Source organism: Actinomycetospora sp. CA-053990, assembly GCF_050948445.1.
GTDB lineage: Bacteria > Actinomycetota > Actinomycetes > Mycobacteriales > Pseudonocardiaceae > Actinomycetospora > Actinomycetospora callitridis.
The window spans coordinates 2,271,792-2,298,230 of sequence record NZ_CP192043.1; the positions used below are offsets into that span (position 1 = coordinate 2,271,792).

The 26,439-nt window shown below is 74.3% G+C and carries 24 protein-coding genes and 1 pseudogene; 16 read left to right on the top strand and 9 right to left on the bottom strand.

Annotation, left to right across the window (positions count from 1 at the left end):
- Positions 1 to 15 precede the first annotated feature (15 nt).
- Together ACQPYN_RS11570 and ACQPYN_RS11575 are read left to right on the top strand one after the other, a co-directional pair.
- Complete coding sequence (locus tag ACQPYN_RS11570) at positions 16 to 1,257, top strand: patatin-like phospholipase family protein (RefSeq protein ID WP_433036919.1); 1,242 nt, start codon at positions 16 to 18, stop codon at positions 1,255 to 1,257.
- A 7-nt stretch (positions 1,258 to 1,264) separates the two neighbouring features.
- Positions 1,265 to 1,939, top strand: a complete 675-nt coding sequence (locus tag ACQPYN_RS11575) for a GAP family protein (RefSeq protein WP_433036921.1) — start codon at positions 1,265 to 1,267, stop codon at positions 1,937 to 1,939.
- Here ACQPYN_RS11575 and ACQPYN_RS11580 read toward each other — a convergent pair.
- Together ACQPYN_RS11580 and ACQPYN_RS11585 are read right to left on the bottom strand one after the other, a co-directional pair.
- Complete coding sequence (locus tag ACQPYN_RS11580; protein WP_433036923.1) at positions 1,936 to 2,604, bottom strand: response regulator transcription factor; 669 nt, start codon at positions 2,602 to 2,604, stop codon at positions 1,936 to 1,938. The genes ACQPYN_RS11575 and ACQPYN_RS11580 overlap by 4 nt on opposite strands.
- A complete protein-coding gene (locus ACQPYN_RS11585) occupies positions 2,601 to 3,779 on the bottom strand; it encodes a sensor histidine kinase (protein WP_433036925.1) in 1,179 nt (392 codons plus the stop codon). Before ACQPYN_RS11585 ends, ACQPYN_RS11580 begins: the two co-directional genes overlap by 4 nt.
- Positions 3,780 to 3,910: 131 nt before the next feature.
- Between ACQPYN_RS11585 and ACQPYN_RS11590 the strand changes: the two genes are divergently transcribed.
- Positions 3,911 to 5,389 (top strand): glycosyltransferase family 39 protein, encoded by a 1,479-nt coding sequence (locus ACQPYN_RS11590; protein WP_433036927.1) that lies wholly within the window; start codon positions 3,911 to 3,913, stop codon positions 5,387 to 5,389.
- An 11-nt stretch (positions 5,390 to 5,400) separates the two neighbouring features.
- Here the strand turns inward: ACQPYN_RS11590 and ACQPYN_RS11595 are convergent, their stop codons facing one another.
- Positions 5,401 to 5,532, bottom strand: a complete 132-nt coding sequence (locus ACQPYN_RS11595; RefSeq protein WP_274193530.1) for a hypothetical protein — start codon at positions 5,530 to 5,532, stop codon at positions 5,401 to 5,403.
- A gap of 24 nt (positions 5,533 to 5,556) precedes the next feature.
- Between ACQPYN_RS11595 and ACQPYN_RS11600 the strand changes: the two genes are divergently transcribed.
- The 6 genes from ACQPYN_RS11600 to ACQPYN_RS11625 all read left to right on the top strand — a co-directional run bounded on the left by ACQPYN_RS11600 (position 5,557) and on the right by ACQPYN_RS11625 (position 11,690).
- A complete protein-coding gene (locus ACQPYN_RS11600; RefSeq protein WP_274189193.1) occupies positions 5,557 to 5,751 on the top strand; it encodes a DUF3046 domain-containing protein in 195 nt (64 codons plus the stop codon).
- Positions 5,752 to 6,020: 269 nt separating this feature from the next.
- Positions 6,021 to 7,061 (top strand): recombinase RecA, encoded by a 1,041-nt coding sequence (gene recA / locus ACQPYN_RS11605; RefSeq protein ID WP_274189194.1) that lies wholly within the window; start codon positions 6,021 to 6,023, stop codon positions 7,059 to 7,061.
- Positions 7,062 to 7,192: 131 nt separating this feature from the next.
- Positions 7,193 to 7,711: a regulatory protein RecX gene (locus ACQPYN_RS11610; RefSeq protein ID WP_433036930.1), complete on the top strand. Its 519-nt coding sequence runs from the start codon at positions 7,193 to 7,195 to the stop codon at positions 7,709 to 7,711.
- Between the two features lie 216 nt (positions 7,712 to 7,927).
- Positions 7,928 to 8,764, top strand: a complete 837-nt coding sequence (locus ACQPYN_RS11615; RefSeq protein WP_433036932.1) for a hypothetical protein — start codon at positions 7,928 to 7,930, stop codon at positions 8,762 to 8,764.
- A complete protein-coding gene (locus tag ACQPYN_RS11620) occupies positions 8,764 to 10,818 on the top strand; it encodes a fumarate reductase/succinate dehydrogenase flavoprotein subunit (protein WP_433036934.1) in 2,055 nt (684 codons plus the stop codon). The genes ACQPYN_RS11615 and ACQPYN_RS11620 overlap by 1 nt, the downstream gene beginning before the upstream one ends.
- A gap of 2 nt (positions 10,819 to 10,820) precedes the next feature.
- Entirely contained in the window at positions 10,821 to 11,690 is an 870-nt protein-coding gene (locus ACQPYN_RS11625) for a succinate dehydrogenase/fumarate reductase iron-sulfur subunit (protein WP_433036936.1), read from the top strand.
- A gap of 100 nt (positions 11,691 to 11,790) precedes the next feature.
- Here the strand turns inward: ACQPYN_RS11625 and ACQPYN_RS11630 are convergent, their stop codons facing one another.
- On the bottom strand, positions 11,791 to 12,309 hold the full coding sequence (locus tag ACQPYN_RS11630) for a GNAT family N-acetyltransferase (RefSeq protein WP_433036938.1): 519 nt from the start codon (positions 12,307 to 12,309) through the stop codon (positions 11,791 to 11,793).
- Positions 12,310 to 12,404: 95 nt separating this feature from the next.
- On the opposite strand from ACQPYN_RS11630, the gene ACQPYN_RS11635 reads away from it, so the two are divergent.
- Genes ACQPYN_RS11635 through ACQPYN_RS11645 form a run of 3 tightly spaced genes read left to right on the top strand, consistent with a single transcriptional unit; the run spans position 12,405 to position 15,905 of the window.
- Entirely contained in the window at positions 12,405 to 13,814 is a 1,410-nt protein-coding gene (locus tag ACQPYN_RS11635; RefSeq protein ID WP_433036940.1) for an APC family permease, read from the top strand.
- A gap of 34 nt (positions 13,815 to 13,848) precedes the next feature.
- Entirely contained in the window at positions 13,849 to 15,411 is a 1,563-nt protein-coding gene (gene miaB / locus ACQPYN_RS11640) for a tRNA (N6-isopentenyl adenosine(37)-C2)-methylthiotransferase MiaB (protein ID WP_433036942.1), read from the top strand.
- Between the two features lie 2 nt (positions 15,412 to 15,413).
- A complete protein-coding gene (locus ACQPYN_RS11645; RefSeq protein WP_433036944.1) occupies positions 15,414 to 15,905 on the top strand; it encodes an Rv2732c family membrane protein in 492 nt (163 codons plus the stop codon).
- 9 nt (positions 15,906 to 15,914) lie between these two features.
- Here the strand turns inward: ACQPYN_RS11645 and ACQPYN_RS11650 are convergent, their stop codons facing one another.
- Positions 15,915 to 17,297: a DUF349 domain-containing protein gene (locus ACQPYN_RS11650; protein WP_433036946.1), complete on the bottom strand. Its 1,383-nt coding sequence runs from the start codon at positions 17,295 to 17,297 to the stop codon at positions 15,915 to 15,917.
- A 153-nt stretch (positions 17,298 to 17,450) separates the two neighbouring features.
- Between ACQPYN_RS11650 and miaA the strand changes: the two genes are divergently transcribed.
- Positions 17,451 to 18,377, top strand: coding sequence for a tRNA (adenosine(37)-N6)-dimethylallyltransferase MiaA (miaA, locus tag ACQPYN_RS11655; RefSeq protein WP_433036948.1), 927 nt, complete (start codon positions 17,451 to 17,453; stop codon positions 18,375 to 18,377).
- Between the two features lie 689 nt (positions 18,378 to 19,066).
- On the opposite strand, the pseudogene ACQPYN_RS11660 reads toward miaA, so the two are convergent.
- Together ACQPYN_RS11660 and ACQPYN_RS11665 are read right to left on the bottom strand one after the other, a co-directional pair.
- Positions 19,067 to 20,305 (bottom strand): annotated as a pseudogene (locus tag ACQPYN_RS11660) (MDR family MFS transporter); the annotation flags it as partial.
- Positions 20,306 to 20,361: 56 nt separating this feature from the next.
- Positions 20,362 to 20,961 carry a TetR/AcrR family transcriptional regulator gene (locus ACQPYN_RS11665; protein WP_433036950.1) on the bottom strand — a complete coding sequence of 200 codons (600 nt, stop codon included), beginning with the start codon at positions 20,959 to 20,961 and terminating at the stop codon, positions 20,362 to 20,364.
- A gap of 89 nt (positions 20,962 to 21,050) precedes the next feature.
- On the opposite strand from ACQPYN_RS11665, the gene dapF reads away from it, so the two are divergent.
- From dapF to ACQPYN_RS11680, 3 genes are read left to right on the top strand one after another with little or no spacing between them, the layout of a single operon-like run.
- Positions 21,051 to 21,899 (top strand): diaminopimelate epimerase, encoded by an 849-nt coding sequence (gene dapF / locus ACQPYN_RS11670; protein WP_433038845.1) that lies wholly within the window; start codon positions 21,051 to 21,053, stop codon positions 21,897 to 21,899.
- Between the two features lie 48 nt (positions 21,900 to 21,947).
- Positions 21,948 to 23,486, top strand: a complete 1,539-nt coding sequence (gene hflX / locus ACQPYN_RS11675; protein WP_433036952.1) for a GTPase HflX — start codon at positions 21,948 to 21,950, stop codon at positions 23,484 to 23,486.
- 50 nt (positions 23,487 to 23,536) lie between these two features.
- Positions 23,537 to 24,562 carry a hypothetical protein gene (locus tag ACQPYN_RS11680; protein WP_433036954.1) on the top strand — a complete coding sequence of 342 codons (1,026 nt, stop codon included), beginning with the start codon at positions 23,537 to 23,539 and terminating at the stop codon, positions 24,560 to 24,562.
- Here ACQPYN_RS11680 and ACQPYN_RS11685 read toward each other — a convergent pair.
- Together ACQPYN_RS11685 and ACQPYN_RS11690 are read right to left on the bottom strand one after the other, a co-directional pair.
- A complete protein-coding gene (locus ACQPYN_RS11685) occupies positions 24,522 to 25,616 on the bottom strand; it encodes an MFS transporter (RefSeq protein WP_433036956.1) in 1,095 nt (364 codons plus the stop codon). The genes ACQPYN_RS11680 and ACQPYN_RS11685 overlap by 41 nt on opposite strands.
- 64 nt (positions 25,617 to 25,680) lie before the next feature.
- Positions 25,681 to 26,337, bottom strand: a complete 657-nt coding sequence (locus ACQPYN_RS11690) for a FadR/GntR family transcriptional regulator (protein WP_433036958.1) — start codon at positions 26,335 to 26,337, stop codon at positions 25,681 to 25,683.
- Positions 26,338 to 26,439: the final 102 nt, after the last annotated feature.

Here is a 26,439-nt window from a genome sequence, read left to right on the forward strand (position 1 = left end):
CACTAGCGTGGCCCGGTGAGAATCGCGCTGGCCTTCCAGGGCGGCGGCAGCCACACCGCCTTCACCGCGGGCGTGGTGTCCCGGCTCGTCGAGCGCGGGGCGTTCGACGGCCACGAGGTCGTCGCCGTCAGCGGCACCTCGGGCGGGGCGATCAACGCGCTGCTGACGTTCGCGGCGCTGCGCGACGGCCGGCGCGACCGCATCCCGGCCGACCTCGAGGGCTTCTGGGAGGACAACGCCGCGAGCAACCCGTTCGAGCGCCTCGGCAACGCCGTGGCCGTGGGCGCGGGCGTCGCCCAGAGCCTCGGGCTCGCGCCGCCGCTGAACCCCTACCTCGTGCCGCCGGCGTTCGACGGCCGCGAGGAGTTCCGCCGGCTGCTCCGCCGCCACGTCGACTTCGACGCGCTGGACGTCCCGGACACCGACGCCCGCCACCCGCGCCTCGTCCTCGGCGCCGTCGACGTCCGCAGCGGCGCGTTCCGCGCGTTCGACAGCCGCCGCGACCGCATCACCCCGGACACCGTGCTCGCCTCCGCGGCGATACCGACCCTCTTCCGGGCGATCCACGTCGACGGCGGCAGCTACTGGGACGGGCTGTTCTCGCAGAACCCGCCGGTGGCCCCGCTGCTCGACGACGACCCCGACGAGCTCTGGGTCGTCCAGATCAACCCGACGCGGCGCGACGACGAGCCCCGCACGACCCTCGACATCGCCGACCGCCGCAACGAGCTCGCCGGCAACCTCTCGCTCTACCAGGAGCTCGCGTCGATCGAGAAGATCGACCAGCTCCTCGCCGCCGGCACGCTCACCGCGGCCAGCGGGTACCGCCAGGTCGCCGTGCGCGTGCTGGAGCTCGACCGCTCGATCGTCTCCGGGCTCCTCGGCGCCGCGTCGAAGGTCAACCGCGACGTGGTGTTCCTGCGCGACCTGCGCCGGCGCGGCGCCGAGCAGGCCGACGTCTTCCTGACCTCGCTGCGCTTCGAGGAGGCCTGGACCGGGGGTGACGTCGAGCGTCTCCGGACGCTGCTGGCCGGCGCCCGCCTCGAGGTCGAGGCCCCGTTCGGGCGCGCCACCGACGACGTCGCGGTCCTGCTCGCCACCGCCGTCACCCGCGACGTCACGCGCAAGGAGCTCGTCGGCGAGGAGGTCGTGTGGCGGGTGGCGGCGTCCGGGACGCCCGGCGTGCTCACCGTGTCCTTCGCCGGCGAGCGGCTGGTCTCGCTGCACCTCGGCCCGGTGCCGGAGGACGAGCGGTGAGCGTCCCGTGAGCCCCGAGGCCCTGGTCCTCGGTCTCGTCAGCGCCGTGCGCGCCGTGCCCCTGGCGATCGTCTACGCGGTGCTGCTCACCGAGAGCCCCCGGCGTCTGCTGACCGCGTACCTGGTGGCCGGTGCCGCGATCAGCGTCGTGGTCGGCGTCCTGGTCGTCACGGCGTTCGGCGCGAGCACGCAGAGCTCGGAGAACACCGCCGGGCGCCTGATCGTCGACGTCGTCCTCGGCGTCGTGGCGATCGTCTGGGCCGCCGCCCGCGGGACGGGACGCCTCCCGCGACCGCGCCGGCGCCCCGACCGGGAGCGCTCGTCGGTGCTCCCCGACGCGCTCGCGATGCGCCTGAAGTCCCCGACGCCGGCCGCGATGGCCGGGGCGGGCCTCGTGACCAACCTCCCCGGGCTCTACTACATCGCGGCACTGGTGGCGGTGCTGCAGACCCACCCGAGCCCCGTGGGCGGGATCGCGCAGGTGCTGGTCTACAACCTCCTGCGCTTCGCGGTGCCGGTCGCGGTGCTCGTGCTGGTGATCCTGCGCCCGGACCGGACCCTCGAGCTCGTCCGCGCGGTGCACGCCTGGGGACGTCGGCACGCCACGGTCCTGCTGGTGCTCGCCGTCGGCGGGGTCGGGATCTACCTCACCGGCAAGGGCGTCCTCGGGTTGATCGGTTAGTCCTCCGCCGACAGCCCGGCGTCGTGGGCGAGCAGCGCGAGCTGGGTGCGGTTGTCCAGGTCGAGCTTGGCCAGGGCGCTCGACAGGTAGGTCTTGACCGTCGAGAGCGAGAGCAGCAGCTCGCGGCTGATGCGTGCGTTGCTCCAGCCCCGCCCGACGGCCGCCGCGACGGAGCGCTCCTGGTCGGAGAGGGCGGCCAGCCGGGCCCCGGCGTCCGGGCGCCCCGAGCCCCGCCCGGTGGCTGCCGCGATCAGGCGGCGGGTCACCGACGGCGACAACGACGTGCCGCCGGCCGCGACCCGGCGGATGGCGTCCTCGATGTCGGCGGGCGGGGTGTCCTTGACCAGGTAGCCCGTGGCGCCCGCGCGCAGGGCGGCGAGGACGTCCTGGTCGGAGTCGAAGGTGGTGAGGACGAGGACGGCGGGCGCCTCGGGCCGCGCGAGGAGCTCGGTGGTCGCCCGGACGCCGTCGACCCGCGGCATGCGGAGATCCATCAGGACGACGTCGGGACGGTGCTCGGCGACCGCAGCGGGCACCTCGTCCCCGTCGGCGGCCTCCCCGACGATCGCGATGTCGTCGGCCTCGCCGAGCATCAGCCGCAGGCCGGAGCGCACGAGCGCGTCGTCGTCGACGAGGAGCACGCGGACCGGGGTCGGGTCGGTCATCGCGGCTCCATCACCGGCCAGGGCACCCGCACCGCGACACGGAAGCGGTCGTGATCGGGGCCGCGGGCGAGCACGTGACCGCCCGCGAGGTCGACGCGCTCGGTGATGCCGAGCAGCCCGTTGCCGGGCGGCCGGACGGGGCCGGCGGCGGGCAGCGGGTTGGACACCTCGAGCTCGGCCTCGCCGCCCGGCGCGCCCCGCAGCACGATCTCGACGGGCCGGCCCGGGGCGTGGCGGGCGGCGTTGGTGAGCGCCTCCTGGGTGATGCGGTAGAGCGTGCGCCCGCACTCGTCGGGCAGGGCACCCTCGGCCAGCTCGTCGCGCAGCGTCACCGGCGTGCCCGCGGCGCGCACGCCGTCGAGGAGGCGCTCCAGGTCGGCCAGCGTCGGCTGCGGCGGCCGCTGGGCGGGATCGACCCCGGCGTCGGCCTCGTCGTCGGTGTCCGGGTCGCGCAGGACGCCGAGGATCGCCCGGAGGTCGACCAGCGCGTCGCGGGCGCCCGCCCGGATGACCTCGAGCGCGTCACGGATCTCCTCGGGCGAGGCGGACCGGCGGTGGGCCAGCGCCCCGGCGTGCAGGGAGACCATCGACAGGCGGTGGGCGAGGACGTCGTGCATCTCGCGGGCGATCCGGGTGCGCTCGGCCGTCCGGGCCGCCTCGGCCCGCAGCGCCGCCTCGGTCTCCGCCCGCTCGGCCCGCTCGACCAGCGAGTCGAGCAGCTCGTGGCGGGCGCGGACGGCGGCGCCGACGGCCACGACGGCGGCGGTGATGATGACGGCGTACCCGAAGGTCTCCCAGGACGCGGCCTCGTCGGACTGCGCGCGGAACAGCCCCTGCAGGGGACCGATCGCCAGCGAGAGGGCCGCGAGCGCCACCGCCGTCGGCCACGGGCGGCGCACGGCGAGGGAGAACGTCGCCACCGCACCCGCGAGCCAGGCCGACGTGCACAGCACCGTGAGGGCGAAGACGACCAGCGCCGAGCCGACCGGGGCGCGGCGGCGGGCGAGCAGCACGAGGGCGGACAGGACGCCGCCGACCAGGTCGATCCACCACCACGCCGGCGCCTCGCCGGCCAGCACCGGGCGCTCGGGCCACTGCGCGAGGTAGACCCCGAGCAGGGCGACGGCGAGCGCGCCGGCGTCGTAGAGGCGCGCGACGAACGCGGTGGGCGGCACGGCGATCACGCTAGCGTCGCCGTCCGACACGCCGCCCCGGCCGAAGGTCGACCGGGAGCGGTCCCTTCGACGGTGATCTCCGGCCGGTGCGCCGTGGTCGCCGGCCCGGCCCCGCCGCGACGCTCGTCGACATGACGCTCACGGCTCCGCTCACGACCGCAGGCCCGTCCGCACCCGCCTCGGTGCCGCGTCTCGCGCGGTGGCCCGTCGGCGCCGTCGCCGCCGCGGTCGCCGTCGCGCACCTGGCCGTCGCGTGGATCCCCGGCTGGTGGTTCGACGAGGCCCTCATGCTGGCGATCGGGCGCCACCACCTCGACTGGGGCTCGGTCGACCAGCCACCGATGGCTCCGCTGATCGCGGCCCTGATGGACCTGATCGCGCCCGGCGACGTGCTGGTGCTGCGGCTGCCGGCCGTCGCCGCCACGGCCGCGACCGTGGTGCTCGCCGCGATGATCGCGCGCGAGCTCGGCGGGGACACGCGGGCGCAGACGCTCACCGCGATCGCCCAGGGCACCGGGCTGTGGCTCACGCTCAGCGGGCACTGGCTCACGCCCTACACGCTGGAGCCGCTGACCTGGCTGGTGATCGGGTGGCTGCTCGTGCGGTGGTGGCGGGTGCGGGACGACCGCCTGCTGCTCGCCCTCGGCGTCGCCGTCGGCGTGGCGGCCCAGACGAAGTTCCAGGTGCTGCTCCTGGCCGCGGTGATGCTCGTGTCGGTCGCGGTGCTCGGACCGCGGGCGTTGCTGCGCCGCCCGAGGCTGTGGGCCGGGGCCGGGATCGCGGCGGCGATCGCCGCGCCCACGCTGGTCTGGCAGGCCCTCCACGGGTGGCCGCAGCTGCGGATGGGCCCGATCGTGGCCTCGGAGGCCGCCTCCCTCTACCAGGGACGCCCCGGGATCATGATCTTCCTGCTCGCGGCGGCCGGGGTGATGGGCGTGCCGCTGGTGCTGTTCGGGCTGTGGCGCCTGGCCCGCGACCCGGCGCTGCGCGACCTCCGCTACCTCGCGCTCACGACCCTGGTCCTCTACGTGTTCTTCTCGGTCACCCTCGGCCGCCCGTACTACCTGGCGGGGCTCTACGGGCTGCTCGCGGCGGTGGGCGCGGTCGGCCTGCAGCGCCGCCGCGAGGCCGGGCACCGCCGCCTGCGCTGGGTGGCCTGGCCGGCGACCGTCCTGAGCGTCGCGGCGGCGGGCGCGGTGCTGCCGGGGTCGGTGGCGGCGGCCGCGCCCACGGTCGGCGACCAGGTCACGCAGGCGACGACTCGGGCGTACGACGCGCTCCCGCCCGAACGGCGGGCGCACACCGGGGTGATGGCCGAGTCCTACATCTACGCCGCCCTCCTCGACGCCCGGGCCCCGGAGGGGACGCTCCCGCCCGCGATGAGCAGCAACCGCAGCTACGGGTGGTTCCCGCCGCCGGGCGACGACGTCGACTCGGTCCTCTACGTCGGGTCGACCGCCGACGAGCTGCGGCCGTGGTTCGCCGAGGTCCGCCCGGTCGGGGAGGTGGGGAGCCCCACCGACCCGGGGGCGCAGGTGTGGCTGGCCACCGGCCGGCTCGCCCCGTGGGACGCCGTCTGGCCGAGCCTGCGTCACCTCGACGTGCAGTGAGGAGGTCCTGGTCAGCGCCCGCGGTTCTGGAACCACCAGCGCAGCAGGACGACCAGCGCCGCGAGCATCCCGAGCAGCGCCACCACCGCGCCGACGGTGCCCCCGAGGGAGTCGAACGCCGTGGTGGTGAGCAGGAGGTCCACGCCCCCGAGGTTATCGTGGGGCCCGTGCGGCTGACCCATTTCCGCCGGCTCATGGACGACGAGTTCGGGGCCGTGCGTGCCGGCTCCATCGCTCGCGACCACGTCTTCGGTGCGCTCCGCGGGCGCACCGTCGAGCAGGCCCTCGAGGACGGCGACGAGCCCCGCGACGTGTGGCGGGCGGTGTGCGCCGAGTTCGAGGTGCCGGCCGAGAGGCGCTGAGCAGACCCGAGGCAGACGCGAGGCGGACCCGGGCCCGGCCCGACACGCCGGTCGGCGACCGGGGCTCGGTATCGAACACGTGTTCGTCTACCCTCCTCCGTACGGCCGCCGTGCGGCGTCAGCGTCGCCGTCGTCCGTCCACAACCGTTCCGTTCCTCCACAGGGCGGCCGGTCCGGCTCCACCGTTGTCGGACCCCCCGCCTAGCGTCGGCGCCAGAGAGTCGACCCCTGACCCTGACACCCCGACCTTCGACGCAAGGTGGCATTCCATGGCACAGGCACCGGATCGCGACAAGGCGCTCGAGCTCGCCCTCGCCCAGATCGACAAGCAGTTCGGCAAGGGCTCGATCATGCGTCTGGGCGACGACGGCCGGGCGCCGGTCAACGTCATCCCGACCGGATCGATCGCCCTCGACGTGGCGCTCGGCGTCGGCGGGCTGCCCCGCGGGCGCGTGGTGGAGATCTACGGCCCGGAGTCCTCGGGCAAGACGACGGTCACGCTGCACGCGGTGGCCAACGCGCAGGCCCAGGGCGGCATCGCGGCGTTCATCGACGCCGAGCACGCGCTCGACCCGGAGTACGCCAAGGCCCTCGGGGTCGACACCGACGCGCTGCTGGTCTCGCAGCCCGACACCGGTGAGCAGGCGCTCGAGATCATGGACATGCTGATCCGGTCGAACGCGCTCGATGTCATCGTCGTCGACTCGGTGGCCGCGCTCGTGCCGCGCGCCGAGATCGAGGGCGACATGGGCGACAGCCACGTCGGCCTCCAGGCCCGGCTCATGAGCCAGGCGCTGCGCAAGATCACCGGTGCGCTGCACGCCTCGGGCACCACGGCGATCTTCATCAACCAGCTGCGCGAGAAGGTCGGCGTCATGTTCGGCTCCCCGGAGACCACCACGGGTGGCAAGGCGCTGAAGTTCTACGCGTCGGTCCGGCTCGACATCCGCCGCATCGAGACGCTCAAGGACGGCGCCGACGCGGTCGGCAACCGCACGCGGGTCAAGGTCGTGAAGAACAAGGTGGCCCCGCCGTTCAAGCAGGCCGAGTTCGACATGATCTACGGCAGCGGCATCTCCAAGGAGGGCTCGCTGATCGACATGGGGGTCGAGCAGGCGATCGTCCGCAAGTCGGGCGCCTGGTACACCTACGAGGGCGACCAGCTGGGGCAGGGCAAGGAGAACGCCCGCAAGTTCCTGCGCGACAACCCCGACGTCGCCGACGAGATCGAGAAGCGCATCAAGGAGAAGCTCGGCATCGGCGCGAAGCTCGACGCCGAGGCGCCCGCCGCCGCGCCCGTGGACTTCTGAGTCGGATGGGTCTCGGCCAGAGGGCCGGGCGGCGGGGGTCGTCGCGCGGGTCCTCGCGGGGGCGTGCGCCGGAACCACCCGACGCCGACCGTCCCGACCACGCGGCCGATCCGCCCGCCGACCCCGAGTCGGTGGCGCGCACGATCTGCCTGAACCTGCTCACCACCCGCGCCCGCTCGCGCGCCGAGCTGGCCGACGCCCTCGCCCGCAAGGACGTGGACGACGACGTCGCCCGCCGGGTACTCGACCGCCTGGGCGCCGCCGGGCTGGTCGACGACGCCGCGTTCGCCGAGCAGTGGGTGTCCTCGCGGCACCGGCACCAGGGCCTCGGCAAGCGGGCGCTGGCCGGGGAGCTGCACCGCAAGGGCGTCGACCGCGAGACCGCGACGACGGCGGTCGAGGAGATCGACCGCGACGACGAGCGCGCCCGTGCGCGGGCGCTCGTCGACCGGCGGCTGCCCTCGCTCGCGCGCTACGAGCACGCGGTGGCGGCCCGCCGGCTGGTCGGGATGCTCGCGCGCAAGGGCTACGACGCGGGCATGGCGTACGGGGTCGTCCGCGAGGCGCTCGCCGAGCGGCCGTCCCCGGACGCGACGGGGGACGAGGCGCTCGACGACCTGCTGTCCGATCCGGACGCCGACCACCGCTGACGCGCGCCGGCGGTCCCCGACGGTCTCGATCACCCGACGTGGCCATCGTCACGCCCCGAGAGGGGGGTGACCCGGGCGACACCGGGGTTTGACGCGTCGTAGTGTGCGGCCCACCACAGAGCGTCGCCGCGCCGTGGTCTTCCAGCGGTTCACCGCCCCCTACCGCGGCGGTTCCCGGCGACGCGGAACGTCATCGAAGACGAGGACCGGGGTGCCGTGACCACCACACACGACTCCGGGACGTACCGGCCGCCGGCGCCGGGACGACCCGACATCCGACAGCGAACCCTGCGCACCGACCGCTGGTGGCTGCCGCCGCTGGCGAACGCGCTGGGCCTGGCCACGTTCGTCGTCTACGCGACGATCCGGTCGCTGTGGGGTTCCGCGTACTACGTGGAGCAGTACCACTACCTCTCGCCGTTCTACTCGCCGTGCGTGAGCGCCTCGTGCATCCCCGAGGCGAGCCACCTGGGCCAGTGGTTCGGCGAGATGCCGTGGTTCCTGCCCTACGCGCTCGTGTCGCTGCCGTTCCTGCTCGGCTTCCGGCTGACCTGCTACTACTACCGGAAGTCGTACTACCGGGCGTTCTGGTCGTCGCCGCCGGCGTGCGCGGTCGCCGAGCCGCACGCGAAGTACTCCGGTGAGACGCGGTTCCCGCTGATCCTGCAGAACGCGCACCGCTACTTCTTCTACGTCGCGTTCGCGATCTCGATCCTCAACACCTACGACATGGTGCTCGCGTTCCAGAGCACCGACCTGGCCACCGGGGAGACGTCGTTCGGGCTGGGGCTGGGCACGCTCCTCCTGCTGATCAACGTGATCGGGCTCTGGCTCTACACGCTGTCGTGCCACTCCTGCCGCCACATCACCGGCGGACGGCTCAAGCACTTCTCCAAGCACCCGGTGCGCTACAAGCTGTGGACCGGGCTCTCGAAGCTCAACACCCGCCACATGCTGTTCGCCTGGCTGACGATCGGGACGCTGATCCTGGCCGACTTCTACGTGATGCTCGTGGCGAGCGGCACCATCTCCGACCTGCGGATCGTGAACTGATGACCGACCCGGGAACCACCACCGCGTTCGAGGCGGCCGGCGCGCCCATCACTGGCGAGGCCCCCGTCACCCACCACACCTACGACGTCGTCGTCATCGGCGCCGGCGGCGCCGGCCTGCGGGCCGCGATCGAGGCCCGCCTGCGCGGCAAGCGGGTCGCGATCATCTCGAAGTCGCTGTTCGGCAAGGCCCACACGGTCATGGCCGAGGGCGGGATCGCCGCGTCGATGGGCAACGCGAACCCCCGCGACAACTGGGAGGTCCACTTCCGCGACACCATGCGCGGGGGCAAGTTCCTCAACAACTGGCGCATGGCCGAGCTGCACGCCAAGGAGGCGCCGCAGCGGGTGTGGGAGCTCGAGACCTACGGGGCCCTGTTCGACCGCACGCCCGAGGGCAAGATCAGCCAGCGGAACTTCGGCGGGCACCAGTTCCCGCGGCTCGCCCACGTCGGCGACCGCACGGGGCTCGAGCTGATCCGCACCCTGCAGCAGAAGATCGTGTCGCTGCAGCAGGAGGACTTCGCCCGCACCGGCGACTACGAGTCCGACCTCGCGGTTTACCACGAGTACACGGTCACCGAGCTGCTCAAGGACGGCGACCGGATCGCCGGCGCCTTCGGCTACCGGCGGCCCACCGGCGAGCTGGTCTGCTTCCACTCCGCCGCGGTCGTGCTGGCCACCGGCGGTGTCGGCAAGTCGTTCAAGGTCACCAGCAACTCCTGGGAGTACACCGGCGACGGGCACGCGCTCGCGATGCGCGCCGGCGCGAAGCTGCTGAACATGGAGTTCGTCCAGTTCCACCCCACGGGGATGGTCTGGCCGCCCAGCGTCAAGGGCATCCTCGTCACCGAGTCGGTGCGGGGAGACGGCGGCGTCCTCAAGAACTCCGAGGGCGAGCGCTTCATGTTCAACTACATCCCCGAGGTGTTCCGCGAGCAGTACGCCACGAGCGAGGACGAGGGCGACCGCTGGTACACCGACGCGGACAACAACCGTCGCCCGCCGGAGCTGCTCCCGCGTGACGAGGTGGCCCGCGCGATCAACAACGAGGTCAAGGAGGGCCGCGGCTCCCCGGCCGGCGGCGTCTACCTCGACGTCTCCAGCCGCATGCCGGCCGCGGAGATCACCCGGCGCCTGCCGTCGATGTACCACCAGTTCAAGGAGCTGGCGGACGTCGACATCACCGCGGGGCCGATGGAGGTCGGGCCGACCTGCCACTACGTCATGGGTGGCGTCGAGGTCGACCCCGACACGGCCGCCTCGGCGGTGCCGGGACTCTTCGCCGCGGGCGAGGTCGCAGGCGGGATGCACGGCTCGAACCGCCTCGGCGGCAACTCGCTGTCCGACCTGCTCGTGTTCGGCTGCCGCGCCGGTGCCGGTGCCGCGGCCTACCTCGACGGGCTCGGCGAGGTGCCGTCGGTCAGCGAGCAGTCGATCACCACGGCCCGCGAGGACGTCGAGCGCCCGATCCACAACTCGGGTGGCGAGAACGCCTACACGGTCCACCAGGAACTGCAGCAGACGATGAACGACCTCGTCGGCATCATCCGCAAGGCCGACGAGATGGAGCTGGCGCTCAAGAAGCTCCACGAGCTCAAGGACCGGATCCCGCGGGTCGCGGTCGACGGCCGCCGTGCCTACAACCCGGGGTGGCACCTCGCGCTCGACCTGCGCAACATGCTCATGGTCAGCGAGTGCATCGCGAAGGCCGCGCTCGAGCGGCAGGAGAGCCGTGGCGGTCACACCCGCGACGACTACCCGACGATGGACGAGAACTGGCGCCAGGAGCTGCTCGTCTGCTCGTTGCGCGATGACGAGGTGCACCTCGAGCACCAGGGCCAGCCGGCGATGCGCCACGACCTGTTCGACCTCTTCGAGCTCGACGAGCTGAAGAAGTACTACACCGGCGACGAGCTGGGCGGACACCGCTCGGACGCGCCGCCGCGGCAGTCGCGGGGCACCGAGGACGCCGGAGACGAAGCGGAGCGGAGCTCGACCACCGTGGAGACCGGCGGCGATCCGGGCGGCGAGCTCACCGGAGGGGGAGCGTAGGCATGGGCTACCAGGCACAGTTCAAGGTCTGGCGGGGCGACGCCGAGGGCGGCGACTTCGTCGACTACGCCGTGGACGTCGAGGAGGGCGAGGTCGTCCTCGACATCATGCACCGCATCCAGGCCACCCAGGCCGGGGACATGGCGGTGCGGTGGAACTGCAAGGCCGGCAAGTGCGGGTCGTGCAGCGCCGAGGTCAACGGCCGCCCGCGGCTGATGTGCATGACGCGGATGTCGACGTTCGAGGAGAACGAGGAGATCAGCGTCGCGCCGATCCGGACCTTCCCGGTGATCCGCGACCTCGTCACCGACGTCGACTTCAACTACGTCAAGGCGCGCGAGGTGCCGGCGTTCGCGCCGCCCGAGGGGGTCGCGCCGGGTGAGTACCGGATGGCGCAGACCGACGTCGAGCGCTCGCAGGAGTTCCGCAAGTGCATCGAGTGCTTCCTGTGCCAGAACGTCTGTCACGTGGTGCGCGATCACGAGGAGAACAAGCAGGAGTTCTCCGGCCCGCGCTACCTCATGCGGATCGCCGAGCTCGACATGCACCCGCTCGACGTGCGCAACCGCAAGGAGGACGCGCAGGAGGAGCACGGCCTCGGGTACTGCAACATCACCAAGTGCTGCACCGAGGTCTGCCCCGAGCACATCAAGATCACCGACAACGCGCTGATCCCCATGAAGGAGCGCGTGGTCGACCGCAAGTACGACCCTCTGGTGTGGCTCGGTAAAAAGATCTTCAAGCGTCAGGAGCTCGAGCAGCGCGGCGCCACGGGCGCCCGTTCGCTGGACGACCCGGGGCCCGACAACGGCTCCGCGCTCGACGCCGACCACATCGCGCACATCGAGCAGCGCGGGGGCGCGCAGGCCTGACGCCCCTCCGGTCGCCCGTCGGCCCGGGTCCGCTGCGGCGGGCCCGGGCCGCGGTGCGTCATGGGCCGACCGTGTCCTCGGGACACGGTCGCGCCGTGGGTCAGGACCCTCGGAGCTCGCGGCGCATCGCCGTCCGGGGCCAGCGGTCGAGCCCCCGGGCGATCTCGGCGTTGCGCACGGCCCGCAGGCCCGGGCCGATCTCGTCGTCGGCGAGTGGCCGGAAGCCCAGCCGCGCGTAGTAGGGCCCGTTCCACGGCACGTCGACGAACGTCGTCAGCGTGACCGCGCGGTGCCCGTCCGCGCGAGCCCGGGCGACGAGGTCCTCGACGAGCCGTGCCCCGAGACCCCGGCGCGCGTGGTCCGGGTGCACCGAGACCTGCTCGAGGTGGGGCTCGCCGTCGACGACGTCGTCCATCAGGTAGCCGGCCACGGCGCCGGCGTCCTCGATCACCCACAGCCCGCCGCGCTCCAGCGCGCTCTGCAGGACGACCGTCGAGGGCGGGGCGTCGTCGGCGATCGGGTCCATCCCGAGGTCGCGGAACGGCGCGCCCGCCGCGACCTCCACGGCACGGAGGTGCTCCAGCTCCTGCGGCTGCGCCGGCCGGATCGTCGCGTCCACGTCTGCGAGGTTACGACGCCGCGGAGAACGAGAACGAAACCGATACTTCACGCCAGAGGGGTGCGAGTCGGGCGAGATCGGGCAGGATGCCGGGCGTGACCGACGACACCGCCACCACCCGGGACGACGCCCCGAAGGAACAGGGGCTCGTGCGGGCGATCGGGCCCAAGCTGCTCGTGTTCTTCATCATCGGGGACATCCTCGGCACGACGATCTACGCCCTCACCGGCACCGTGTCGGAACGGGTCGGCGGGGCGTTGTGGCTGCCGTTCCTGCTGGCCTTCGTCGTCGCCTTCATGACGGCGTTCAGCTACCTCGAGCTGGTGGGCAAGTACCCCCGCGCCGCGGGCGCCGCCCTCTACACGCAGCTGGCCTTCAAGCGACCCTTCATCACGTTCCTCGTCGCCTTCACGGTGATGTGCTCGGGGATCACCTCCGCGGCCTCCGCGGCCCAGGCCTTCGGCGGGCGGAACCTCGAGACGATCGTCGGCGAGCTGCCGAGCTGGGTCACGCCGCTGGTGGTCGTCGCCTTCCTCGTCATGCTCGCGGTGATCAACTTCCGCGGCGTGGGCGAGTCGGTGAAGGTCAACGTCGTGCTCACCTCGATCGAGCTGCTCGGCCTGCTCATCGTGATCGCGCTCGGTGGCTACGCGGTGCTGAACGGGCTGGGCGACCCGTCGCGGCTCACCGAGTTCGCGGCGTCGGCCCCGGAGAGCTCGATCTTCTCCGAGCCCGCCGTCCTGCTCGCGATCTCCTCGGCCACCGCGCTGGCGTTCTTCGCCATGGTCGGCTTCGAGGACTCGGTGAACATGGCCGAGGAGACCGTCGACCCGCCGAAGACGTTCCCCCGCGCGATGCTGCTGGCCATGGGGATCACCGCGACGATCTACCTGATCGTGGCCGTGATCGCCTCGACGCTCGTGCCCACCGAGCAGCTCGCGGAGGCCGAGAGCGGGGCGCTGCTGAAGGTGGTGCAGACCGCCTCGCCGGCCTTCCCGGCGATCGTGTTCGCCGCCATCACGCTGTTCGCCGTCACCAACACCGCGCTGATCAACATGATGATGGCCAGCCGGCTGCTCTACGGCATGGCGAACGAGCGGATCATCCCGAACGCGTTCGCGAAGGTGCACCCGGGACGTCGCACCCCGTGGTTCGCGATCGTCGTCACCAGCGGACTCGCGATCATCCTGGTCCTGCTGCTCGACATCTCCGAGCTCGGCAGCATGACGTCCCTGCTCCTGCTCGTCGTCTTCACCATCGTCAACATCGCGGTGCTCGTGCTGCGCCGCGACCCGTCGGACCACAAGCACTTCCGGACCCCGACGGCGATCCCGATCGTCGCCGCGGTGCTGTGCGCGTTCCTCGCCAGCCCCTTCTCCGGGCGCCCGCCGAAGGAGTACCTGTTCGGCGGCATCCTGATCCTCCTCGGCGTCGTGCTGTGGGCCGTCAACCGCGCGACGGTGGGCAAGGTCGACGACTTCGACGCGGAGCGGCTCGGCAAGTGACGGGCGCCTACCCTGGGCGGTGATGACCGCAGGCATGAGCGCCGGAACCCGGCCCCGCTTCCACATCCGGACCCACGGGTGCCAGATGAACGTGCACGACTCCGAGCGCCTGGCCGGGGTGCTCGAGGAGGCGGGCTACGAGCACACGCCCGACGCCGACGGCGCCGACCTCGTCGTGTTCAACACCTGCGCGGTGCGCGAGAACGCCGACAACAAGCTCTACGGCCAGCTCGGCAACCTCGCGCCCGAGAAGGCCCGCCGGCCCGGGATGCAGATCGCCGTGGGTGGCTGCCTGGCGCAGAAGGACCGCGACACCGTGGTCCGCAAGGCCCCCTGGGTCGACGTCGTCTTCGGCACGCACAACACCGGGTCCCTGCCCGCCCTGCTCGAGCGGGCCCGCCACAACGGCGAGGCGCAGGTCGAGATCCTCGAGGCGCTCGAGACCTTCCCGTCGCACCTGCCGGCGCGCCGCGACTCCGCCTACGCGGGCTGGGTCTCGATCTCGGTGGGCTGCAACAACACCTGCACGTTCTGCATCGTGCCCTCGCTGCGCGGCAAGGAGGTCGACCGCCGGCCGGGGGAGATCCTCGCCGAGGTCGAGGCGCTGGTCGCCGAGGGCGTGCTCGAGGTGACGTTGCTCGGCCAGAACGTCAACGCCTACGGGGTCGGCTTCGAGGACCGCGCGACGGGACGGACGGCGTTCGCCGACCTGCTGCGCGCGTGCGGGGGGATCGAGGGGCTCGAGCGGGTGCGCTTCACCAGCCCGCACCCGCGCGACTTCACCTCGGACGTCATCACGACGATGGCCGAGACCCCGAACGTCTGCCCCCAGCTGCACATGCCCCTGCAGTCCGGCTCGGACCGCGTGCTCAAGGCGATGCGCCGCTCCTACCGGGCGAAGCGCTACCTCGACATCGTCGCCGAGGTCCGCGAGGCGATGCCCGACGCGGCGCTGACCACCGACATCATCGTCGGCTTCCCGGGCGAGACCGAGGAGGACTTCGCGGAGACGCTGCGCGTGGTGGAGGAGTCGCGGTTCTCGCAGGCCTTCACGTTCCAGTACTCGCCGCGTCCCGGCACGCCCGCGGCGACGCTGCCCGACCAGGTGCCCAAGGCCGTCGTCCAGGAGCGCTACGACCGCCTGGTCGACCTCCAGGAGCGGATCTCCCTCGAGCTGCACCGCGAGCAGGTCGGCCGGGAGCTCGAGCTCGTCGTCTCGACCGGTGAGGGCCGCAAGGACGGGGTAACCCACCGGATGAGCGGACGCGCCCGCGACGGGCGGCTCGTGCACTTCACCCCCGCCGGCCCCGCCGTCGACGGCGAGGTGCGCCCCGGCGACGTCGTCACCGTGCGGGCCACCTACGGCGCGCCGCACCACATCGTCGCCGACGGTGACGTCCGCACCCACCGGCGCACGCGCGCCGGCGACGCCCACGCCGCCGGGCAGCGGCCGACGACCCCGCGCACCACGGGTCTCGGTCTGCCGACGCTCGGGCCGCCGCCCGCTCCGACCGCGCCCGCCCCCGGTTGCGGGGCGGGTCCGGACGCGTCGGGCTCGGCCGCGCTGCGTGCCCCGGCCACCCTCACGGAGGTCTGACGGTGACCGATCCCCGCACCACCGATCCCCGCACCACCGATCCCCACACCACCGATCCCCACACCGGCCGGCCCCGTACCGACGGACCGCCGCCGCGGGACGCGCGGGTCGACTTCGGCGCCGGCGCCCTGGTCGCCGCCGTCGCCGTGCTCGTCCTGCTGCTCGCCGCCGTGCTGCCGTGGACCGGGCTGGGCGCCTCGGGCTGGGAGGTCGTGCTCGGACGCCCGGGGGTCACCGTCCTGCCCCGGCTCTTCGGCACGCTCGCCGTGGTGTTCGGCGTGGTCGGCACCGCGCTCACGCTGCTGACCGCCCGCTGGCCGCTGGTCTTCGTCACGGCCGCCGGGTGCGCGATCACCTCGGTCACGGGCCTGTGGGCCATCTGGTCGCAGAACACCTCGGCCGGCACGGGACCGGGCGGCGGGCTCTGGCTCGCCCTGCTGGCGATGATCGTGCTCGCCGCCCGCTGGGCGGGGTACGCCTTCTCGCGACGGTAGCCCTGGCCCCTACCGGGTGGCCTGCTCCGCGGCGGCGAGCCACTCGCGCCACTGCGCGGCCTGGCGCTCCGCCTCCTTCGCGCGGCGGTGGTCGCCCGCGGCGTGGGCCTTGGCCGCCTGCGCCTCGTACCCCTCGACGCGCGAACGGAACTGCGCGACCCGGGCCTCGGTCTCGGGGTCGACGGCCTGCCAGCGGCGGTCGACCGCGGCGCGCACCCGGTCCTCGACCTCCTTGAGACGCCCGGCGAACTCGCGCACCCGCTCGCGGGGCACCTTGCCGATCGCGTCCCACCGCTCCTGGACGTCGCGCAGCGCCGCCCGGGCGGCGTCGACGTCGGACAGGTCGATCCTCGCGGCCTCGGCGAGCAGCGCCTCCTTGGCCGTCGCGTTGCCGGTGAACTCCGCGTCGCGGGCGGAGAACGTCTCCGACCGGCGGGCGAAGAACGTGTCCTGCGCGCCGCGGAACCGCGCCCACAGCGCGTCGTCGGCGTCCTTGCTGGTGCGCCCGGCGGCCTTCCACTCCGCCATGAGCTCCTTGTAGCGCCCGGCGGTGGGGCCCCAGTCCTCGGAGTCGGTGAGCGCCTCCGCCTCGGCGACCAGCTCCTCCTTGCGCGCCTTCGCCGCGGTGCGCGCCCGGTCCAGCTCCGCGAAGTGCGCGCCGCGGCGGCGGGCGAAGGTCTCCCGGGCCCGGGAGAAGCGCTTCCAGAGCGCGTCGTCGGTGCGCCGGTCGATGCCCGTGACGGCCTTCCACTCGTCGACCATGCTCGCGAAGCGGTCGCCGGCGTGCTTCCAGCGCGTGGTCTCCTCCGCCAGCGCCTCCGCCTCGGCGATCAGCGCCTCCTTGCGGGCCACCGCCTCCTCGCGGGCCCCGGCGCGGGCCGCGCGCTCGATCTCGTCGGCCTGCTCGGCGGCGGCCACGACGGCGTCGAGCCGGGCGGCGAGCCCCGTGACGTCGCCGACCACCGCCGCGTCGGTGAGGCGCTCGCGCAGGGTGGTGGCGCTGCGCAGCGTCGCGCGCGCCTCGCCGCGCCCGGAGGTCAGGCGGCGCACGAGCAGGTCGGCCTCGGTGCGCAGGTCGTCGAAGCGCAGCGCGAAGTGGGCCAGACCCTCCGTGGCGTCGCCGGCCTGCCAGGAGCCGACGGCCCGCTCGGTCACGGCGCCGTCGGGGCCCTCGATCCGCAGCCAGACCGTGCCCTCGTCGTCCACGCGCCCCCATCGGCCCGGGTCGGCGGCCGCCGCCGGGACGGACGGGAACGTGGGCGGTGTCGCGTCCGGGGTGGGGGTGGCCGCGGGGGCAGCCGGGGGCGTCACCGTGGGCGGCGTCACCGTGGGCGGGGCCGCGCTGCCGGGAGCCGCGGTGTCCACGGCGCCCCGAGCCTGCTCGTGGGTCATCTCCGGCCGACACCTCCCGCTCCTCGCCGTCCGGGCATTCAAGCAGGTCCGGCGGCCGCGCAGGAACTCCCTCGCCCGGTCCGGCGGGGTGCCGCGGGCCCCGGTCCGTCCGGGATCCCCGTGTGGCATCCCCTCTCTGGGACCATCCGCGGGATGATCCGCCCGATCGCCCTGGTCGGCCCCACGGCGACCGGCAAGTCCGACCTCGCGCTGGACCTCGCCGCCGCCCTCGACCGCCGGGGGACCGGGGCGGAGGTCGTCAACGCCGACGCCATGCAGCTCTACCGCGGCATGGACGTCGGCACCGCCAAGCTGCCGCCCGCGCACCGCCGCGGCGTGCCCCACCACCTGCTCGACGTCCTCGACGTCACCGACACCGCCACGGTCGCCGCCTACCAGCGCGACGCCCGGGCGGCCGTCGACGCGATCCGTGAGCGTGGCCGGGTCCCGGTGGTCGTGGGCGGGTCGGGTCTCTACGTCCAGGCGGTGCTCGACGACCTGCGCTTCCCGGGCACCGACCCCGCGGTGCGCGCGCGGCTCGACGCCGAGCTCGCCACGGCCGGGCCGGCGGCGATGCACGCCCGGCTCGCCGACCGCGACCCCGACGCCGCCCGCGGGATCCTCGCGAGCAACGGGCGCCGGATCGTCCGCGCCCTCGAGGTCGTCGAGCTCACCGGCCTCCCGTTCGCGGCGAGCCTGCCCCACCCGGGCGCGCCCCGCCACGACGCCCTGCTCGTCGGGCTCGACCGCGACACCGCCGTCCTGGACGAGCGGATCGAGGCCCGCGTGGACGGGATGCTCGCGGCCGGGCTCGTCGACGAGGTCCGCGCGCTGGCCGGCCGCGGGCTGCGCGACGGGCCCACCGCCTCGCGGGCCGTCGGCTACCGCGAGGTGCTCGAGCACCTCGACGGGACGATCGATCTCGACGAGGCCCGCCGCCGCACGATCGTCGCCACCCGGCGGCTCGTGCGGCGCCAGCGGTCGTGGTTCCGGCGCGACGAGCGGATCACCTGGCTCGACGCCGGCGAGGCGGACGCCGACGCCGTCCTGGCCCTCCACCGGGCCACCGGGACCTCGTAGACCACGTACGACCCGTCGTCAGGTGCGGCTGAGGGCGTGCCGCCCGGAGGCGCCGGGGAGCGCGACGTCGCGGTACTGGGGCCCGGTGGCGCCGCCGAGGGCCTCGACGTGCGGGGTGCCGTGCCACTGGACGACGAGCAGGTGCGGGCGGCCCGCGTCCCGGGTGTCGACCGTGTAGGACCCGTCACCGCCGGAGACCGCCCGTCCGAGCTGCTGCCCGTCGGCGTCGACGACGGTGAGGACGGCGCCCGGGCCGGCTCCTCGCCCCGGCGGACCACGCCGGCGAGCGCCGGGCGGTGCAGCGGCGCGGGCGCGGTGTCCGGGTCGTGCACGGCGGGCCCGGCCGCCGGCACCTCCTCGACGTCGATCGTGGTGCGCAGCGGGACCTCGCGCAGGAACAGCACCGCGACGAGGGCGACGAGCGCCAGCGGGGAGGCCGCGAGGAACACGTGCGCGATGGCGTCGCCGTACGCATTCTCGATCACGCCCCGGACCGGCTCGGGCAGGGTCGCGAGGTTCGGGATCTGGCCGGAGGCGCCGGTGGCCGAGGCGGGGAGCCCGAGGGCACCGAGGCCCTGGGTGATCGAGGTCGTCACCTGGGTGCTCAGCAGCGCGCCGAGCGCGGCCACGCCGGCGGCGCCGCCGAGCGAGCGGAAGAACGCGACGGTGGAGCTGGCCGCGCCCATCTCGCTCATGGCCACCTGGTTCTGCACGGCGAGCACGAGGTTCTGCTGGGTGGCACCGACGCCGATGCCGACCATCGCCATGAACACCGCGAGCACCGGGTAGGACACCGTCGCGCTGACGAGGAGTCCCTCGCCGAGGAGCCCCACGGTGAGCAGGACGCCGCCGCCGACGAGGTAGGGCTTCCAGCGTCCGTAGCGGGTGATCAGCTGGCCGACGATCGTCGAGGCGAGGAAGAGCCCGCCGATCATGGGCAGGGTCAGCAGGCCGGCCTCGGTGGCGGACGCGCCGCGGGCGAGCTGGAAGAACTGGCTGAGGTAGACCGTCGAGCCGAACATGGCGACGCCGACGCACAGGCCGGCGACCGTGGCCAGGGCGACGGTCGGGTTGCGGAACAGGTGCAGCGGCACGATCGGCTCGCGGACCCTCGACTCGACGACCACGGCGAGCACGAGGGCGAGGACGCCGCCGCCGACCCAGGCCACCGACGCCCACGAGCCCCACGCGAACTGCTTGCCGGCGAGCGAGGTCCAGACCAGCAGGGCCGAGACGCCGGCGGCGATGAGGACCGCACCGAGGTAGTCGATGTGCACCTCGCGCCGGACCGTCGGCACCGTCAGCGTGCGCTGCAGGACGACGAGGGCGACCACGGCGATCGGGACGGTGACGTAGAAGCACCAGCGCCAGCCGATGCTGTCGACGATGACGCCGCCGATGAGCGGGCCACCGACCGTCGCCACGGCCATGATCGCGCCGAGGTAGCCGGAGTACCGGCCCCGCTCGCGCGGCGGGATGATCGCCGCGATCACGACCTGGGCCAGGGCCATGAGCCCGCCCATGCCGAGCCCCTGCAGGACGCGGAAGCCGATGAGCGCCTCGGTGTTCGTGGTGAGCCCGCAGAGCATCGAGCCGACGATGAAGACCGTGATCGCGATCTGGACCAGCAGCTTCTTCGAGAACAGGTCGGCGAGCTTGCCCCAGATCGGCGTCGAGGCGGTCATCGCCAGCAGCGAGGCGGTGACCACCCACGTGTACTGCGCCTGCGACCCGCCGAGGTCCGCGAGGATCCGGGGCAGCGCATTGGACACGATCGTGGAGGACAGGATCGCGACGAACAGGGCCATGAGCAGGCCCGACAGCGCCACGAGCACGTGACGGGTGCCCGGCGCGGCCGGGGCGGGGGCGGGGGCTGGGGCCGGGGCGGAGCTGGACACCGCGGACGGCGACGTCGCGGGTGCGGGCATGGGGGTCTCCGGAGGGGAGCGGGGGTGGGTGGGCGCGGCGCGGGCGGTGGACCGCGTCAGGGCGCCCGGGAGGGGTGGCGCAGGCCGGTCGCCAGCAGGTCGAGGGCGTCGTCGATGACGTCGCCGAGGTCGTCGTGCTCGTCGGAGGTGAGCCAGCGGTCGGTCGCGACCCGGATGGCCGCCATCACCGCGGCGGCGGTCAGCGCCGGGTGGAGGTCGTCCGGGGCGAGGCCGGTGCGCTCGGCGAGCACGACCCGCAGGCTGTGCTCGATCTGGGCGTGGGCCGCGAGCTGGTGGGGCAGCAGCGCGGGGTTGGCGCGCACGAGCCGGACCTGGGCGACCCACTCCTTGGGCGGGGTGGTCTCGCCGAGCAGTTCGCGCATGACGACCCGCAGCGACGCCATCACCGGCTCGTCGGCCGGGCGCGCGGCGAGGCGGTCGGCCAGCTCCCGGGCGTGCTCGACGCCCGCGGCGACGACCGCCTCCTCCTTGGACGAGAAGTAGTTGAAGAACGTCCGCGGCGAGACCTCGGCGGCCTCGGCGATCTGCTCGACGGTGAGCTCGGCGAGCCCGTGCCGGACGGCGAGGTCCAGCGCGGCCGCGCCGAGCTCGCGGCGGGTCCGGAGCTTCTTGCGCTCGCGCAGTCCCGTGGTCACGAGGACGACCTTACGCCGAACTTGCACTCTGTGCAGATTTGCACGATGCGTTGTCTTGCACGTCACGCAAGGGTCGGGACGCCGATAGTCTGGGGCGCGTGGAGTTCGTCAAAGGGCACGGCACCGAGAACGACTTCGTCGTGCTCCCCGACCCCGACGGCGCGATCGACCTGGACGCGGGCGACGGCGCGCTGGTGCGCGCCCTGTGCCACCGCCGGCGGGGCATCGGCGCCGACGGGGTCCTGCGGGTCGCGCGCACGGACTCGCCCGCCGCGGCCGTGGCCGGGATCGACGCCGGCGCGGCGACGTGGTTCATGGACTACCGCAACGCCGACGGCTCGCTCGCCGAGATGTGCGGCAACGGGGTGCGGGTGTTCGCCCGCCACCTCGTCGACGCGGGCCTCGTCGCCCCCGGCACCCACCCCGTCGCGACCCGTGCCGGCACCCGCTGGGTGACCGTCGACCACACCGGCCCCGTCACCGTCGACATGGGACCCGCCCTGGTCGGGCCCGGGTCCTCGACGGTCGTCGACGGGGTCGAGCTCTCCGGCGTCGCGGTCGACGTCGGCAACCCGCACCTGGCCTGCGTGACGTCCACCGATCTCGATGCGCTCGACCTGGCCCGCGCGCCGCGGTTCGACACCTCGCTCTTCCCGCACGGCGTGAACGTCGAGGTGCTCACCCCGCTGACGCACGGGGCGGTGCGGCTGCGGGTGCACGAGCGCGGCTCGGGCGAGACCCGATCGTGTGGCACCGGCACCGTCGCGGGGGCCGTCGCCGCCCTGCACGCGGCCGGTCGGGGCACCGGAGCGGTCACCGTCCACACCCCGGGCGGCACGCTCGTCGTCGGCGTCGACGGGGCCACCACGACCCTCACCGGCCCCGCCGAGCTCGTCGCCCACGGCACCTGGGGTGCCCCCGTCCCCGCCACGGCCTGAACGCGCGGTGGTTTTCGCGTTGCCGGTCGTGGAACCATGGGTCGCAACATGACAGAACCCGCACCGCAGGACCCCCGCGCATCGACGTCGCCCCTCGTCCGGGGCGCCCGTCGCGACCGCGCCAGCGACATCCGGCTCGACCCCCTGGCCCCGGACCCGGGCTCCGACGGGTCTCCCGAGGAGCCCACCGGGGGTGCGCTCGACCTCGAGGAGCGCTCGTCCCTCCGGCGCGTCCCGGGGCTCACGGGGTCGTCCACCGAGCTCACCGACGTCACCGAGGTCGAGTACCGGCAGCTGCGCCTCGAGCGCGTCGTGCTCATCGGCGTGTGGACCGAGGGCACCTCGCGCGAGGCCGAGGCCTCGCTCGTGGAGCTGGCCCGCCTGGCCGAGACCGCAGGGTCCGAGGTCCTCGACGGCCTCATCCAGCGCCGCAAGAACCCCGACCCGGGCACGTTCGTGGGCTCCGGCAAGGTCGCCGAGCTCCGTGAGGCCGTGCAGGCCACCGGCGCCGACACCGTCATCGCCGACGGCGAGCTCTCGCCCGGGCAGCTGCGCCAGCTCGAGGAGAAGCTCAAGGTCAAGGTCGTCGACCGGACCGCGCTGATCCTCGACATCTTCGCCCAGCACGCCCGCTCCAAGGAGGGCAAGGCGCAGGTCGAGCTGGCCCAGCTGCGCTACTTCCTGCCCCGCCTGCGCGGCTGGGGCGAGTCGCTGTCCCGTCAGGGCGGCGGTGCCGGTGGTGGCGGCGGCGCGGGTGGTGGCGGCGTCGGCACCCGTGGTCCCGGTGAGACCAAGCTCGAGACCGACCGCCGGCGCATCCACCGCCGGATCTCCAAGCTGCGCCGCGAGATCGAGGACATGTCCACGGTCCGCGAGACCAAGCGCGGACGCCGCCAGGCGCGCGCCGTGCCCGCCGTGGCCATCGCCGGCTACACCAACGCCGGCAAGTCCAGCCTGCTCAACGCGATCACCGACGCGGGCGTGCTGGTCGAGGACGCGCTGTTCGCGACCCTCGACCCCACCACCCGGCGCTGGGAGACCGCGGACGGCCGCGAGGTCACGCTCACCGACACCGTCGGCTTCGTGCGCCACCTGCCCCACCAGCTCGTCGACGCCTTCCGCTCGACGCTGGAGGAGGTCGTCGGGGCGGACCTGCTCCTGCACGTGGTCGACGGGTCCGACCCGTCGGCCCAGGACCAGATCGCGGCCGTGCGCGAGGTGATCGGGGAGCTCGAGGGCCCGAAGCCGCCCGAGCTGCTCGTGGTGAACAAGGTCGACGCCGCCGAGCCGATGGCGCTCGCGCAGCTGCGGGCGGCGCTGCCCGGCGCGGTGTTCGTCTCGGCGACCACCGGCGAGGGCCTCGACCGCCTGCGCGCCCGGCTCACCGAGGAGCTCCCGCACCCGGACGTCGAGCTCGAGGTGGTGCTCCCGTACACCGAGGGCGCGCTGGTCGCGCGGGCCCACGGCGAGGGGGAGGTGCTCGGCGAGCGCCACACCGCCGACGGCACGGTGCTGCACGCGCGGGTCTCCGAGGAGCTCGCGTCGTCCATGCGTCGCTCGGCGGTCGACCCGGCGCACGTGCCCTGAGGCGGGTCCTGCTCGTCCTGCTGGTGGCCGCGGGCCTCCTCGTCCCGGGGGTGGCTCTGGCGGACCCCCAGGTCCGCTGCACGCTCGACGACGAACGGCTGGCCGAGACGTCCGGGCTCGTCGCCGAACCCGGGGGCACCTACGAGGTGGTGAACGACAGCGGCAACGCGAGCACCGTGTACGTGCTCGACGACCGCTGCGCCGTGATCGGCGAGCGCGAGGTGCCCGAGCAGGGCCGTGACGTCGAGGACCTGGCCCGCGGCGCCGACGGCACCCTCTGGATCGCCGACATCGGGGACAACGGCCGGCGCCGCAGCTCGGTGGCCGTGCTGCGGCTGGCGCCCGGCGGGGACGAGACCGTCACGCGGTTCACCTACCCCGACGGCGCCCACGACGCCGAGTCCCTGCTCGTGCCCGGCGACGACCGCCCGGTGATCGTCACCAAGGACCTCAGCGGGCGCAGCGGGGTGTACGTGGCCGAGCGGGCACCGGGCGACTCCGAGGAGCCGCAGCCGCTGCGGCGGGCCGGCGAGGTCGTGGTGCCCGGCGAGGCGATCACCAGCGTGGGCTCGGGCACCTACACCGGCGGCGCGATCTCCGCCGACGGCCGGGTCGTCGCGCTGCGCACCTACACCGACGCCTGGCTCTACCCGGCCCCGGGCGGCACCGCGACCGCCGAGGACGTCGTCACAGCGCTGGCGTCGCCGCCGGTGCGGGTCCCGCTCGCCGGCGAGGTCCAGGGCGAGGCGCTGGCCTTCGCGCCGGACGGGACGCTGCTGGCGACGGGGAGACGCCGTCGGGCGAGCGGCCGGCGCCCCTGCTCGCCGTGCCCGGGGCGACCACGCTGGCGACCGAGGGCACCCCGGCCACGTCCGCCGGCAGGCCGGCCCCGGAGCGTGCGGGCCTCCCGGAGCCGCTCACCACCATCGGCGTGGTCGTCGCCGTCGCCCTCGGGGTGTTCGCGCTCGTCGCCGTCGTCGCGGTGGTGCGCCGGCGTCGCTCGCCCTGACGCAGCGAACGGCCTGTTCGCTGCTTCTACGCGCGCGAACTCCCCGTTCGCTCGTCCGGATCCGTGAGCGGGAGGGTGAGCAGCCCCGCCAGCAGCGGGCAGGCGAGCAGGACGGCGAGGGCGACGGTGGTGCCCGCGTGGTCGGCGAGGGCCCCGAGCGCGGGGGACGCGAGGCCGCCGGCGCTCACCGCGAGCCCCAGCGTCACCGACGCGGCGAGGCCCAGGTGGTGCGGCAGGTAGGCCTGCCCGAGGGTCGTGTGCACCGGGACGGGCACCCCGAGCGCCGCACCCAGGAGGCCGGTCGCGACGAGGGCGAGCACCGGGGACGGCGCCAGCAGCGTCGCCGCCAGCAGCGGGAGCGCGGCGACGTACGACCCGCGCAGTACCGCGGTGCGCCCGAAGCGCCTGGTCAGGGCGCTGCTCGTGATCGTCGCGACGGCGCCCGCCCCGGTGAAGATGCCGAGCGTGATCGCCGCGAGCCCGGGGGAGAGGGCGAACCGGATCGTCAGGTGCACCGCGAGGAAGGCGGAGAGCCCGTAGAAGAGCACCGAGCGGGACACGACGACACCGGTCAGCCACCCGAAGCGCGGCCAGTCGTCGCGGCCCGTCGCGGTCGCCGACGCCGCCGGGACCCGACCGGGATCGACCGGGCCCGGACGCCGCCGGGGAACGAGCGCCACGACGGCGGCACCGACGGCCGGGACGGCGAGCAGGGGCGTGGCGCCCAGCCCGAGGCCGCCGACCACCAGGCCGACCGCCGCCGGGCCGACCGCGAACCCCGTGAGCCCGCCGACCGTGAACCAGCCCATCCCGCGGTCGCCCGTGCCCGTCGCGTGCACCGCGCGGGCGGCCTCCGGGTGGTACGCCGCGGTCCCGAGCCCGGAGAGCAGCACGACCGCCCAGGTCGCGACATAGGAGTCGACGATGCCGACGGCGGCGACGCCGCCCGCGGCCGTGAGCAGGCCCGCGACCCGCAGACCGGGCACGCGGATCCGGTCGGCCAGGACGCCGAACAGCGGCTGGGCCACCGACGACAGCACGGTCGCGGCGAGCACGATGCCCCCCGCGCCGGTGAGGTCCCAGCCGCGGGCGGCGACGAGCGCGGGGAGCAGCGCGGGCACCGCTCCTGGTACAGATCGTCGACGCCGTGCTCGACGGCCAGGGCGAGCGCGCGACGGCGCGCCGTCACCGGGCGCCCAGGAGCGTGCGCAGCTCCGCCTCGCAGGCGTCGAGGTAGGCGCGGGTGGCGGTCGCGGCGCCCTCGGGGTCGCGGCGGGCGATGGCGTCGACCAGGGCGTCGTGGTCGTCGGCGGTGTCGACGCCGCTGCCGGGGTCGGCACTCTGGTGGTGGAACGTGGCGTGCACCCCGTCGGCGAGGGCGTCGAAGAGCCGCACGAGCACCGGGTTCTGGGTGGCCGTGACGACGGCGCGGTGCAGGGCGAGGTCGGCGGCGGCCCACTCGCCGACGGCGCCGCAGGTCCGCGCGGCACGCCGGTCGGCGACGGCCGCCTCGATCGCCGCGAGGTCGTCGCCGGTGCGCCGGAGGGCGGCCAGCCGCGCGGCCTCGATCTCGGGGCCGCGCCGGGCCTCGTAGACGTCGAGCGCCTCGCTGCGCTGCAGGCGCAAGGTCCAGGCGCCCGCGCCGGGATCGGCGACGAACGTGCCCCGCCCTTGGGCGACCTCGAGCACCCCGCGGTGGGCCAGCGCCTGCACGGCCTCGCGCACCGTCGAGCGACCGACGTCCAGCTCCACGGCCAGCTCGGTCACGGCCGGGAGACGATGGCCGGGCGGCCACGCGCCGCTGCGGATCGACGCCGTGAGCGCGTCGATCACCTGGTCCACCAGCCCACCCCGTCGCACCGGACGCATGCGCACCCCTCAGGTCATCAGATGACCTGAAGAGTACGGGACGGTCCGGGGTGGCGCCTCAGGGTGCGTGTCAGC